Source organism: Vibrio sp. YT-19(2023), from assembly GCF_033337395.1.
Map to the genome: position 1 here is coordinate 1 of NZ_JAWOQN010000058.1, position 12,920 is coordinate 12,920.

At 42.6% G+C, this 12,920-nt stretch carries 16 protein-coding genes; 11 read left to right on the forward strand and 5 right to left on the reverse strand.

Annotation, left to right across the window (positions count from 1 at the left end):
• Nucleotides 1-787: 787 nt before the first annotated feature.
• The 4 genes from R7E78_RS23250 (at nt 788) to R7E78_RS23265 (ending at nt 4,015) form a co-directional block, all read left to right on the forward strand.
• Nucleotides 788-2,131 carry an OmpP1/FadL family transporter gene (locus R7E78_RS23250; protein WP_318058281.1) on the forward strand — a complete coding sequence of 448 codons (1,344 nt, stop codon included), beginning with the start codon at nt 788-790 and terminating at the stop codon, nt 2,129-2,131.
• A gap of 78 nt (nt 2,132-2,209) precedes the next feature.
• Nucleotides 2,210-2,929 (forward strand): carbonic anhydrase family protein, encoded by a 720-nt coding sequence (locus R7E78_RS23255; RefSeq protein WP_318058282.1) that lies wholly within the window; start codon nt 2,210-2,212, stop codon nt 2,927-2,929.
• A 79-nt stretch (nt 2,930-3,008) separates the two neighbouring features.
• Nucleotides 3,009-3,560 carry a YtfJ family protein gene (locus R7E78_RS23260; RefSeq protein WP_318058283.1) on the forward strand — a complete coding sequence of 184 codons (552 nt, stop codon included), beginning with the start codon at nt 3,009-3,011 and terminating at the stop codon, nt 3,558-3,560.
• Between the two features lie 20 nt (nt 3,561-3,580).
• The gene (locus R7E78_RS23265) at nt 3,581-4,015 is read left to right on the forward strand and encodes a hypothetical protein (RefSeq protein ID WP_005480927.1); all 435 of its coding nucleotides are present in this window, start codon (nt 3,581-3,583) and stop codon (nt 4,013-4,015) included.
• A 79-nt stretch (nt 4,016-4,094) separates the two neighbouring features.
• On the opposite strand, the gene R7E78_RS23270 is transcribed toward R7E78_RS23265, so the two are convergent.
• Together R7E78_RS23270 and yjjG are read right to left on the reverse strand one after the other, a co-directional pair.
• Nucleotides 4,095-4,634 carry an NUDIX hydrolase gene (locus R7E78_RS23270; protein ID WP_318058284.1) on the reverse strand — a complete coding sequence of 180 codons (540 nt, stop codon included), beginning with the start codon at nt 4,632-4,634 and terminating at the stop codon, nt 4,095-4,097.
• Between the two features lie 51 nt (nt 4,635-4,685).
• Nucleotides 4,686-5,360 carry a pyrimidine 5'-nucleotidase gene (yjjG, locus tag R7E78_RS23275; RefSeq protein ID WP_318058285.1) on the reverse strand — a complete coding sequence of 225 codons (675 nt, stop codon included), beginning with the start codon at nt 5,358-5,360 and terminating at the stop codon, nt 4,686-4,688.
• 138 nt (nt 5,361-5,498) lie between these two features.
• Here yjjG and R7E78_RS23280 point away from each other — a divergent pair, with 138 nt between their 5' ends.
• From R7E78_RS23280 to R7E78_RS23305, 6 genes are all read left to right on the forward strand, one after another.
• On the forward strand, nt 5,499-6,422 hold the full coding sequence (locus R7E78_RS23280) for a LysR family transcriptional regulator (protein WP_029844656.1): 924 nt from the start codon (nt 5,499-5,501) through the stop codon (nt 6,420-6,422).
• A 115-nt stretch (nt 6,423-6,537) separates the two neighbouring features.
• Nucleotides 6,538-6,852, forward strand: coding sequence for a hypothetical protein (locus R7E78_RS23285; RefSeq protein WP_318058286.1), 315 nt, complete (start codon nt 6,538-6,540; stop codon nt 6,850-6,852).
• Nucleotides 6,853-6,899: 47 nt separating this feature from the next.
• Nucleotides 6,900-7,586 carry a helix-turn-helix transcriptional regulator gene (locus tag R7E78_RS23290; protein WP_005497912.1) on the forward strand — a complete coding sequence of 229 codons (687 nt, stop codon included), beginning with the start codon at nt 6,900-6,902 and terminating at the stop codon, nt 7,584-7,586.
• 164 nt (nt 7,587-7,750) lie between these two features.
• Complete coding sequence (locus R7E78_RS23295) at nt 7,751-7,933, forward strand: hypothetical protein (protein WP_031778850.1); 183 nt, start codon at nt 7,751-7,753, stop codon at nt 7,931-7,933.
• A gap of 849 nt (nt 7,934-8,782) precedes the next feature.
• The gene (locus R7E78_RS23300; protein ID WP_318058287.1) at nt 8,783-9,844 is read left to right on the forward strand and encodes a glycine zipper family protein; all 1,062 of its coding nucleotides are present in this window, start codon (nt 8,783-8,785) and stop codon (nt 9,842-9,844) included.
• The gene (locus R7E78_RS23305; RefSeq protein WP_005374128.1) at nt 9,832-10,212 is read left to right on the forward strand and encodes a hypothetical protein; all 381 of its coding nucleotides are present in this window, start codon (nt 9,832-9,834) and stop codon (nt 10,210-10,212) included. The genes R7E78_RS23300 and R7E78_RS23305 overlap by 13 nt, the downstream gene beginning before the upstream one ends.
• A 90-nt stretch (nt 10,213-10,302) precedes the next feature.
• Here R7E78_RS23305 and R7E78_RS23310 read toward each other — a convergent pair whose 3' ends face one another.
• From R7E78_RS23310 to R7E78_RS23320, 3 genes are all read right to left on the reverse strand, one after another.
• On the reverse strand, nt 10,303-10,854 hold the full coding sequence (locus tag R7E78_RS23310) for a sugar O-acetyltransferase (protein WP_005374130.1): 552 nt from the start codon (nt 10,852-10,854) through the stop codon (nt 10,303-10,305).
• Between the two features lie 129 nt (nt 10,855-10,983).
• Nucleotides 10,984-11,379 (reverse strand): OsmC family protein, encoded by a 396-nt coding sequence (locus tag R7E78_RS23315; RefSeq protein ID WP_258458560.1) that lies wholly within the window; start codon nt 11,377-11,379, stop codon nt 10,984-10,986.
• Nucleotides 11,380-11,483: 104 nt separating this feature from the next.
• Entirely contained in the window at nt 11,484-12,050 is a 567-nt protein-coding gene (locus tag R7E78_RS23320) for a hypothetical protein (protein WP_029809793.1), read from the reverse strand.
• Nucleotides 12,051-12,256: 206 nt separating this feature from the next.
• On the opposite strand from R7E78_RS23320, the gene R7E78_RS23325 reads away from it, so the two are divergent.
• Complete coding sequence (locus R7E78_RS23325) at nt 12,257-12,892, forward strand: DUF6035 family protein (RefSeq protein WP_318058288.1); 636 nt, start codon at nt 12,257-12,259, stop codon at nt 12,890-12,892.
• Nucleotides 12,893-12,920: the final 28 nt, after the last annotated feature.

Sequence of the window (12,920 nt, forward strand, 5' to 3'; positions counted from 1 at the left end):
GGCTACGACGATTGATGGGCGTAGCCGCTCAGATCGTAGTTTCTTGATTTAGTTCCATCGAATTACGCAACAAAGCCGGTACGAGACGTAAAGATAGGTAAATTAACGTCAAGAAACTGAATGAATAACTTCACTAACGTGAAAAATCAGAGATATTATAGTCACTTCAAAACTTTATCATTCAATACATATAACAAAGACCATCTTTAATATAGAAATTCAATTTATAAGTATTATAAACAAAACTTTTAAATACTAACAAACCAGTAAAATCCAAAATTATTCAACATTCCATTAATTTAAATTTCATGATGGCCATTTTGATGATTGAATTTAAAGAGGAGTTAAGTGACAAGTTAAATAAAAAATACCCACATAACACAGGTAAGACCGAGAGGGGTGTGTCATGTGGGTTTAAAACGATAGTTCTCTTGCTAATTCGAACTACCAACGTTGGGATGCAATGGAAATACAAATGACTCAGAGTTTCCATCACGGACACTTTATCGCTGGATTTCCCTCTATTTGTTAGGGAACAGTCAGCACAATAAAAATAGAGAAGTAATACCGCAAAAATAAAAATAGAGGTTCAGGGTTTAATTTACACTTAAAATAACTACTATATTCACGCCATGAAGCATTAATAAATTCAACAATAAATATTTATTAAGTTAAATTTACTTATTGTCAGCACACTGTTAGTTTTACTCCTAAATACACTGGTCAGATTTGTTTATTTTACTAATTTTAGTTGCAATACAACTTCTAATTAATTCATGAGAAAAACATGCAGCGACAATTAACTCTTTCACCGATTTATTTATTAATCGGGTTAGCCTCCTCGACGGCGTATGCCGGTGGTTTTCAAATTAACGAACATTCTGCGACGGGTCTTGGTCGTGCTTTTGCTGGTGATGCCGTCATTGGTGATAATGCATCTGTAGTCAGCCGCAACGCCGCAGCGATGACGCTGTTTAAACAAAGTGCCTTATCGTTCGGTGTCACTTACGTCAAACCTGACGTTACCGTTAAAAATGCGCAATATCATCGAGCTAACATTAATGCGGATGTCAATGTTGGTATGGGCGGTTTTCCTCCGTCCCCTCAAGTTGACATTACCCCGTCCTTCTCTCAAACCGTGACCGACATTGATGACGTCGATGGCGTTGGTCAACCAGCCGTTGTACCCAATTTTTACTTTATTCACCCTATCAACGACGACTGGTATCTAGGCTTATCGGCATACTCCAACTTCGGAACCGACATGGAGTTTAAACCAAACTATGGCGCACCTGTTTTTGGCGGTGTCACCAGCGTAGCGAGTGTCAACCTTGGCGCAAGCTTGGCATACAAGGTGAACGATCGTTTTAGTATCGGTGGTGGTATTGATGTGATTTACGGCTCTGGTGAGCTGTACCGCGATATGGACGTGGGTGTTTGCGTTGGTGGGAACATACTTGGAAACGAGCTAAAACAACGCTGTGGATCCGTAAAAGGCAACGCACTTGATGTGGAAGCTGGCGGCATTGGGCTTGGCGCGAACATTGGCATGATGTACGAGTTTAACGAACGTCATCGCTTAGGTTTAAGCTACAAGCACAGCCCTAACATAGATGCCAAGGGCGACATCCACTTTGCTGGCGAATCGTACGACTCGCTTGCTATGCCGCTACCGGATATTGCGGAGTTTTCCGGTTATCACCGCGTCTTACCTAAATTTGCCCTGCACTATTCTGTGCAGTGGATTGGTTGGTCAGCATTTGACAGCTTGAAAGCTGATGATCAGTTGCTAAAAGATTTTCAGTGGCAAGACTCCGCGCACTACTCCATCGGTGCGACTTGGTACGCCAATGAACGTTGGACACTACGCACGGGTTACATGTTCGACAAAACACCTGTCGATGAGCTGACTTCGCTTTCTATCCCAGATTCGAACCGTCACTGGTTATCTGCGGGTGCCTCTTACCAATGGTCATCAGATACCACGGTTGACATCGGTATGACGTACTTGATTGGTGAAGATGTCAACGTAGAAGAGTACGCGTATGAAGGTGTTCCTGCACCGATGGTAACGGGCGTGACCCATTCAAATGCGTTCCTAATTGGTGCCCAACTCAGCCACCGTTTCTAATTTGTCAGGCAGTGATCAAACCTCTAGGTCATTGCCTTGTAACAACGCTTATCAAAGCGACCGAACAGATACATTATTATGAACAAAACACTACTTGCTTTTTCACTCTCACTTCTCACTCTAGGCGCGGCTCAGGCTTCAGAATGGGGCTATGGCAATGACAAACACGGGCCAGAGCACTGGGGAGAAATCGCCAAAGACTGCGCAACCACGAAAAACCAAAGCCCAATCAACATCGACAACCCAGCCGATGCAAAACTGGAAGCACTGAACCTTTCGTACACTGGTCAGGTCATTGGTTTAACCAACAATGGTCATACGCTGCAAGCGCAAGTGAACGGACGTAACAGCTTCACCATCGATGGCGAGACGTTCGAGTTGCAACAGTTCCATTTCCACACACCGTCAGAAAACCAAATCAAAGGCCGCCAATATCCACTTGAAGCGCACTTTGTACACGCCAACGCAGACGGCGAGTTGGCGGTAATTTCGGTGATGCTTGGTGCTGGCGATCAAAACGCAGCGCTGTCTAAACTGATCAACGCAATCCCACAAGAGAATCAAACCACGTTCTTTAAAGATACATTTGAGATTAACGACTTACTGCCAAAAACTGCAAACTACTATCGATTTAACGGCTCCTTAACCACACCACCATGTTCAGAAGGTGTGCGCTGGTTTGTGCTTAAAGACACTCAAACCTTATCCAAAGATCAAGCCGCGAAACTGATGGAAGTCATGGGACAAAACAATCGTCCGCTGCAACCGCTAAATGCGCGCGTTGTACTTTCTAACTAAACGCCACATCCGATAAGGGGCATCGTATTTGCCCCTTATTTTGATTCGCTCTAACCTCACTTCGTTACAGGAACCCCCAATGAAAACTCCATCTGTTCTTTCACTCTTACTCGCACTCGCCCCGACATTCGCCTTCTCTCATAACCTTTCTGTCGGTCAAACCACCCCTTCCGTCAGCATTGATACCTATGGCGAAATGACGCTGCAAGGAGACGATGTGGCTTATCAACCTTGGGCAACTCAGCAGATGTTAGGCAAAGTCCGTGTGATACAAGCCATTGCAGGTCGTAGTAAAGCCAAAGAGATGAACGCGCCGCTGATGTCAGCAATCACTGCCGCTCACTTTCCTGAAGATCAGTATCAGACCACAACCGTGATCAACCAAGAAGACGCCATTTGGGGAACCGGTACATTTGTTAAATCGTCGGCAGAGGACAGCAAAAAGACATTCTCTTGGTCTTCCATGGTGTTAGACAAAAATAGCGTATTAGCAACAACTTGGGATCTACAGCAAGAAAGTTCTGCGATTATCGTACAAAATAAACAAGGCGAAATTTTATTCGTGAAAGAAGGGGCTTTAACTCAGGACGAAGTCACACACGTCATCGAACTGATTAAACAGAATATCTAAACCTAAGGTAAGGAAAAGCTATGAAACTGTTCAACACCATCGCACTCTGTCTTTTAGCGGCTGTGGCCTCTTTCCAATCGGTTGCTGGAGACAACGATTGGGACAAGATTGCAGATAAAACCGTCAGTTTTAAATCAGAAACCGACACAGTCAATCCACTGTCACCATTTGCTAACGCTCGTTTCAGCCACATCAAAATCAAATGTACGCAAGGTACGGTCGATCTGAAAAGCGTTAAAGTGATCATGAAAGATGGTCAGGAAAAGACGTTCGACAGTTTAGGTGTTCTGACTAAAGGCATGTCATCAAGAAGCTTAAGCCTACCAACAAAAGATAACGCGAAGTTAGACAAAATCGAGTTGAACTATGAATCGGTTGGCAGCACTGCGCTGCAAGTCGCGGGGGTGACTAAAAAAGCGCAAGTGGAAATCTTAGGTAAGAAAATCGACGAGTAAGCGATGGCTCAACGAGCTCACCCAAACTAAAAACAGCGGCACTAGGCCGCTGTTTTCATTAAAAAATCGTCATGGATAACTAAATGAATTTCTTCAGCTTCGCCAAACCATAAGCGGCGATGGTGACACAATCTTTGATCGTGCCGTCGATCATCATCTGTTCGAACTCCTCAACAGAAAAAGCGCGAGTGATCAAATCCTCTTCTTCACTGTCGGGTTGATTACCCACGTCCGTTAAATCAGTGGCGAAGTAGACGTGACATGTCTGATTCAAAAAGCCGTATGCGATAAACTGCGCGCCGACATACGCCATAGCGCTCGCCTGCATGCCCGTTTCTTCACGCAGCTCGCCTTTGGCAAGCTCAAGATGATCCGCATCTGGGTTTGATTCCCACGCCCCTTGTGGGATCTCCCAACAACGTTGACCTACGGTGTAACGGTACTGCTGAACCAAGTGAATCATCCCGTTATCGATAGCCAGAATCGCAGCACAATCAGGTTTGTCGACCACACCATAGATACCCTCTGCGCCGCTCGGACGTAAAATTTTGTCCTCACGCACCGTCATCCACTTATTCTGGTAAACGACTTTGCTGTCTAGCTGTTTGATGTCTGACATGGTTATTCCTTGATTTTTCTGAGGGTTACTGCGGAATAATACCTGATTCGGTTACGCCACCAAAATGTTCTTTAGTTCACTCAAAGACTCAACGGTGTAATTTGGTGCGATACGCTCATCGACGCTTGCGCCTGTGGTATTTAACCAGCAAGTTTCAATACCAAAATTATTACCACCCAGAATATCGGAATGCAGGTTGTCACCCACCATCAGTACGCGCGTTTTGCATGGGTTGCCCATTTGCTGCATCGCGTATTCAAAAATACCTAAGTCCGGTTTTGCTACGCCCACTTGTTCAGAGATCACCACTTTATCGAAGTACTCAGTCATCCCTGTGCGCTCAAGGCGAATTGCTTGCAACTCTGTAAAACCGTTGGTGATGATGCCCATTTTAGCTTTGCCTTGCAGCGCTTCCATCAGCTCTTTTGCACCTGGCAACAAGCTGCAAATATCGGCCATTGCTTCTAAAAATGCGCTATTGAGATCTGCTGTTGTGGTATTCAACTTCTCAGCCCACTCGGTAAAACGCTTATGTTTTAGCTCATCTGCCGTTACTTTGCCATCTTGGTAATCCACCCAAAGCGGTTTGTTTACGGTTTGGTAATGAGCAAAATCTTGTTCAGTAAAATCTACGCCTTTGCGAGAAAACATAAGCTGCAAACCTTTGAAAGCATCAAAGTGGAATAAGGTTTCGTTAGCGTCAAACAGGATCCAATCGTACTTCATTTTCTTCTTCCCAAAATCAAGGTCGTAATACTGGTGCATAGTCTAGATTGTTTTCTTCTTGAAGATAATCTCTATAATTGGAAATTAATTGTATCCTTGTGCTCAACAATAAATGCTTCACGATAATAGGAGATTGATGTGAACGCGATTGCCTCCCTGCCCGTTTTTGTTGCTGTTGTCGAATGCGGCAGCTTTTCCCTTGCGGCCAAACAGCTGAATCTGACGAAATCGGCGATCAGCAAACGCATCAACCAACTAGAAGACGATTTGGGCATTCGTCTCCTTAACCGAACCACGCGTAAGCTGAGCCTGACCGAAGCGGGAGAACGCTATTTTGAGTACGCTTCTCAAGCGCTCAATCTGGCCCAGCAAGGCGTGGACGCGGTATCGGAACTGCAAGGCTCTCCACAAGGTCGGCTCAAAATTACCGTGCCGATGTCTTTCGGTGTGCTGCATATCGCGCCTTTGATCAGCGAGTTTCTCGCTCGTTACCCGAAAATTGAAGTGGATTTAAACCTCGAAGACAAAATGGTCGATTTGGTTAAAGACAGTTTTGATTTGGGGATCCGTATTGGTGAACTCACCTCTTCCAATCTCATCGCAAAACGTCTCGCCCCTTGTAAAAGTGTGCTTTGTGCCTCGCCAGATTACTTAGCGGAGTTTGGAACACCACAAAAACCAAGTGATTTAGTCAGTCACAACTGCCTGCGCTACTCCTATTTCCGTGGCGGCGTCGAATGGATGTTCATCAACAACGGCAGCGAATACAAGGTACTTCCAAAAGGAAACTTTATCGTCAATAACAGCGAAGCCATTCGCCAGTTGCTGTTAAGAGGTTCGGGCATTGCGCAACTGCCAACATTTATTGCAGGAAGAGACTTTGCCGCAGGAAATCTAAAACCGGTGATGGAAGAGTATTCTCTACCAGAACACGCCATTTATGCGGTTTTTCCTGAGCGCAAGCACATGCCGTTGAAAGTAAGAGCCTTTATCGATTTTATCAGCGAAAAACTCGGCACAGATTTACCTTACTGGGATCGTTACAACAGCCCAGAAAAATAACCATATTGATGATAAGTGAGTGAGATTTCACTACTGACATGTTCTGACATTCCATCCGCGTAACCTTATTTGGAACTCAACAGGCAATCAGCCAAAACCAATAAGGAATCACAATATGGAAACCGTTATCGAAACTGTGCAATTTCGTCTAACCGCAGGCAAAACAGAGCAAGACGTGATCGCCGCTGCCAAACAGTCACAAACGTTTGTGAAGAATCTGCCGGGCTTTTTATACCGATCACTCAGTCACGAAGCGACGGACGATGTGTGGACAGACATCATTTACTGGCGTTCAATGGACGATGCAAAACAGGCGGGAAAACAGATTAAGCAAGCCGTTGAATTTCAGCCTCTGTTATTGATGATTGACTGCGAAAGTTTCGAGCTTAAACATCACAACTTAAAAATGTGCAGTGAGCTAGAGAAGTAATCAGCCACACTACCACTAACAACCAGTAGGTCTAGATAAGGAACATCATGAGCAAATCAGAACGACTGTTTGAGCTACTGACGCTTTTGCGCGCAAAGCGTTACGCAGTGACAGCGAAAGAGCTCGCAGAAAGAATGGAAGTCAGCGAACGTACGATTTATCGCGATATTCAGTCGTTGCTTAGTTCTGGTGTTCCTATTCAAGGTGAAGCAGGTGTTGGCTACCTATTGCAAGCTGGCTCTCATCTGCCGCCTTTGATGTTCTCAGAAAAAGAGATGATGGCGCTTGAACTGGGTATGCGGATGGTTCGAGCCTGGTCGGATGCCGAACTCGCCGAAGCGTCTCACTCTGCGTCCACCAAAATACTTTCGGTATTGCCCGATAAGCTCAAACAACAAGTGGAAGATTGTCCGCTGATTGTGCCCGATTATCACACCCAATCCGAGACTGCCAAACGAGGGCAGCTTCTGCGCCACGCGATTGATCATCAGTTTAAGGTCAGTTTGGATTACCAAGATGAAAGCGGACAGGTGACCGAGAGAAAAATCCAACCGTTAGGCCAGTTCTTTTGGGGCAAAGTCTGGACGCTGGTCGCCTGGTGCGAATTGCGCGATGACTACCGCCAGTTCCGCCTCGACCGTATCCAAGCACTGCGTATGCACGATGAAGAGTTTCAGAGTGCGGAAACCAAATCTCTCAAACATTATATTGCGCAGTATGAATCGAAAGATTGAGTGTTCTTCATCCTTCCATCACAAGGATTCTAAATTGCTCTGCTCAATGCTCGATATTTGGAAAGGCACATTTGGTTAAACTAATGTTTCATTTTTAACAGATGCGCAACCAGCCTAAGATCGTTAACTTAAGTAGCACGTCAACCACACCGGAGCGTGAAGCTATGAAAGTACTGATTCAATACACCCAAGCAGGGAAATATCGAGATCAAGCGTGGGAGTCTTTAACTCTTCGATCTAAAGGTGATATGCAGGCCGTTACCCCTTCTTATGCTGCCCAACTTATCGAACAAAGCAAAGCGACACTTGTGATGACTGAGGAGCAACAAATCGTTATTTATCCATAACCGACTATTAGCCTTGTTTAACCAACCTTTGTTAGTTGTGCAAGGCTTACATCTCGCCATTACACGTTATCCATTTTATACACGACCAACTATATTTACATAAAAATCAATAAAATAGTTCTTATTTTCGTTCTCGACACTCCTTCAAAACGCCCTTACATTCATAGCTAAGATATAGGTTATCTGTTAGTCTCTTTATTTCTTCATGATAAAAATTAGGATAAAACCTTTGAAAAAGCATCGGTTTATTATAAGGATAGGTGCAATATGCAATTGATCTGGAACATTATTGGATACTTAATGTTCTCTGGTGTATTAGTTATTTTTTTTCAAACATTCTTTATAGGTATCATGCACCTTTTAATGCCAAAAGACATTGTCAATAGCTACTTTAAAGAACCTTATTTTAACACTTTCGAACTAGCTCTATTTACAGGTTGGCCTTACGCATTTTTCCGAACATTGATGTTTGTTCGTTTAATCGTTCAACCTAGCTCAGGTGAAAAGCGAAAGTTACCCGATGTATCCCAAGAGGTGCCTAGGTGGTACCGTCTATTATCCTTCATATTAATATGGGTAATTATCATAAACTCTACAATGTTAGCACTTGTATTTTTTATCGCAGGTTTTTTATCACTAGCAAATCATGTATGACCTTCACTTATCCAACCAAGTTTAATATCACACTTTAAATGTAAAAAATCACATTAACAATTTCATGCAAATAATAAATACATCAGCTAATTTGTAACTTTTTAAAATGAAAGTCTAGAATGCAAAAAATAAACCTTTTAAAATATAGTTTTTTGTTAGTATCTGCACAAACAAATTATTAGCTAAAGGTGCTCTGTGTCGGGATTATTTGAGTATAAAATAAAAACTCATGATAACTTATCATCAATTATATTAAACATGTATGGTGCTCCATATGGTAGCAAGGACTATCAGATGGTACTGACTCATATAATGACATTAAACAAGCATATTTCAGATCCTAACCGCATTAGAGCAGGCGATATCATTTGGTTATCAGCTCTACCCAAATCAAACTCTCAACTTAAAACTCAAAGTAACAATGCGTTACCTCCTAAAAGTATCGCGAAGCTAGGGATCTACCCAGCGTCTAAACCTCAAATGCCCAGCTCTCCTCCCCATAAAGTTTTGCCTCCCAATCTTCTCAGCTACAATCAACCTCCAAAATCAATCTCAAATCAAGTTCCACCGCAACATGCTGACATGTTTTGGGCGTTGGCATGGCTAGAAAACAACGCCAATATGATTACTATTCCAGGAGGTACCTTGATGGGGGCTACAGGGAACTTGATGAGTAAAGGAAATATTAAGCTCATTGAGAACATCAACGACCTTTACGCAAACTATAAAAACGGAGTAATAAGTAAAGGACAATATGATGGTCGACGTAAAAAACATTTAGACCTACTAAAGAAAAATGTTGGCCCTATGGAAAAGCTGTTATTTGGCAACAAAACGACTCACCAGTCTATTCGCATAGCTCGAAGTGGAGGGTTACCTGCGAATGCTCATATAGTTAAACAAGCCGAAAAACTGAATAAAATAGCTCAAGCATCTAAAGTGGGCGGACATGTTTTAGTCGGTGTTGGTCTGACGGCTTCCTGCATTCAGATTGCGAATACACAAGACCAACATGAGAAGAATGAAATTTTTGTTGAGTCAATAACTAGCACAGCTGTAGGAATGGGTACCAGCGCGTTAGTCGGTCTATTTTTAGTATCAAACCCTATTGGCTGGGGGACTGCCATTGTACTCGCTGCCGGTTCAACGGCTGTAGGTTATGCATCCGGTAAAGTGGCAAAAAGCTTTTATAATTCAATTGAAAGCAAGCCAAACTTAGTCGCTAGTACTGGAATAGAGTCTATATGCAGCAAGTAATCACATTTCTTTTTTACACTTTAATGACTGGTGTGATTATTATTTTCTTACAAACCATTTTTATCGGTGTCATGCACTTTCTGATGCCGAAGGAGATTGTTGGAAACTATTTTAAAAAACCATATTTTAATGAATTTGAGCTTTCTTTATTCACAGGGTGGCCTTACGCATTTTTCCGAACATTGATGTTTGTTCGTTTAATCGTTCAACCTAGCTCAGGTGAAAAGCGAAAATTACCTAATATTTCTAGAGAAGTACCAAAATGGTATCGTTATTTGTCGATTCTATTACTAGGTATTATCATTGTTAACTCTGTTGTCGTTGCCCTGACTTTATCAATTGGTGCCGTTCTTTTAGCAATTGAGTGAGGAATTAACATTAAAATATAACGATGTACTCGACGAAGAGAGCTCAGTCTGAACTCTCTAATCGCCAGAGTTATTGCATACTAACCTCTACTATTCTTCGTTGAGACGGCGAATCAACTTAGCTGGCGTGCCTCCGTATAGACAATCTGGCTGCACATCATGGTTAACGACCGAGTTCGCCGCAATCACCGAGCGAGCGCCAACTGTTACACCTTGGTTGATGACGGAATTTCCGCCAATCCACACATCATCTTCAATCGTGATGGGTTTACAAAACGTTTCCCAACGTCGGCGACTGCGGTAATCAACAGAATGAGAAGCGGTATAAAATTGCACGCTCGGTCCAATGAGCACGTGGTTCCCGATGGTAATTTTGGCACCATCGAGCATGACCACGTTCATGTTGATAAAGGTTTCTTCACCTATTTCGATGGTCTTACCAAATTCACAATGAAAAGGGGACTGGACAATACAACGGCCTACCTTGCCAAATAGCTGCTTTTGCAATTCGTCGCGCTGACTTTCGTCGGTGTTATTATTAAGTGCTCTAAGTGCTTGAAGAGCATGGCTTCTAATGGCGTCAATTTCTTTGTCCATGCCATCAAAGACCTGGCCAGACATCATTTTTTCTAGTTCTGTCACTGGAAGACTCCTACAACCTGCAATTACTGCTTTCAGATTCTTCACAAGGTACGTGAACTGCGAAATAAAAAAAGAGAAAAGCCCGGACTTTTCTCTTTCCTGTTTTTATATTTTGTGGAGTCTGTCAACTTACACAATTTCCCAACTGTGGGTCATCTCAACACCTTCGCCTAGCATTAAGCAAACCGAGCAGTATTTTTCTAGCGAGTCAGCCGCCACTTTTGCTACGACTTCTGGGTCAAGCTCGTCACCTGACACTTCAAAGTGGATATTCACTTGCGTAAAGATACGCGGTGCGGTTTCACGACGCTCTGTGGTTAGCTTGGCATTAACTGACGAAACCTTTTGGCCTGCTGTTTTCAAACCATCAACAACATCGACAGAGCTACAGCCACCAGCAGCCATTAGTACCATTTCCATTGGTGAAACAATTGTACTGTCGCCTGCACCAAAGATAATCTCTTGTTTTTTATCAGCTTTACCAACGAATTTTAAATCTTCGATCCACGTTACTTCTGCTTTCATAATACTTATTTCCTACTTTATGCAACAAAGCCACTCTATCGAGTGGCTTCTATCTATTTGCTCTTTACCGATGGTATTTAGTTTACCACTGTATTTGGCTAAACCTACCGTTGAACCCATTTCTTCTTTGTTTCAGCAGATCGAACGATCTTATTACTTGATGAAAGAGCGTTGATAGCCTTTGTAAAAACTTGTCGTGATAAGCGTAACTCTTTCTGCAATGCTTCATCTAAGGCTCTTGGCTTAGATAAAGCAGCGTACAACCGTTCTTCGGCATTATCAGCCTTAGATTTTTTCTGCTCAACAGGCAAAGCGACAACTTTTGAGCTTTCTTTCGTCTGAACAGATTCCGATTTAACACTAAACCTATTGCATTGATACTGAAATGCGGAGATTAAATTTAAGTCATTGCTATGGAGCTCAAACACTACTTGCGCGAGTGCTTTAAGGTCATAGTGAGCCAGAAATCTCATTAAGTAGGCAATAATACAAAAATCGGCTTGGTTAGCTCCTGATGGATAATCTGAGATGTGCTGATACATTTCTTTTTCACAAAATTGCTCTATGTTATCTGACTTTGAAAAAACAAAAACTTTATCAGATACAGAAGGAGCAATCTTCTCCACACCTTTCAGGCCAACATTCTCAGCATCTACCAGTATTATCTTCATTTTTTCACCTAAGCATCCATGTTGCATATGATTATAGACTTGTTTCCCATGTCGATGAAATCAAATAACTTAGAGACATAAATCCATAAGTATCAAACCATCACAATTGTATTTGACGCAGCTCATACTCTTGAACTCTGTGCTTTCATACAATAATCAACAATGAGCATAATTAATTTTAATACTCGGTAGTATAGGAACCGTCCATGAGGAACATGACTGCTGTATTTTTGACTCAGGAAGATAAAGTAATTGATGCTAATGAGTTCTTAGATTCTTGTGAAGAACAGGAATACTTCCAATTCAGAACCGCAATCGCCAAAAACAGAAAAACAAACCCATTGGCTCTTTGTAATGTTTGTTTTCAACCCGTAGTTTTAAGAGCCACACCGCAAAGAACCACATTCTTTGCCCACGTAAAAGACTCAGAAGACTGCCCAATCAAAACTACCACGAATCTCACAATGGAAGAGATTCAAGCGATGAAATACAACGGTCAAAAAGAGGGACGACAACACAAAGAGGGTAAACAAAGGTTAGCGGAACTGCTCAGTTCAGATCCCCGATTCTCTGATGAGATTCATATAGAAAAAACATTCCGAGAAAAGAACCCTGTTGGTATAGCCAAACGCTGGCGTAGACCTGATATTTCAGCTCGTTTAGCCTCGGATAACCGAGAAGTCGTATTCGAACTTCAAGTATCGACAACGTTTCTTGACGTTATCATTAGTCGAGAAGAATTCTATAAAAACAATGATGCCTATATCACTTGGGTATTTCTTGACTTTGACTCGGCTTTGTTGCGTAATTCGATGGAACTAAATCAAGAAGCTACGATCTGAGCGGTTACGCCCATCAATCGTCGTAGCC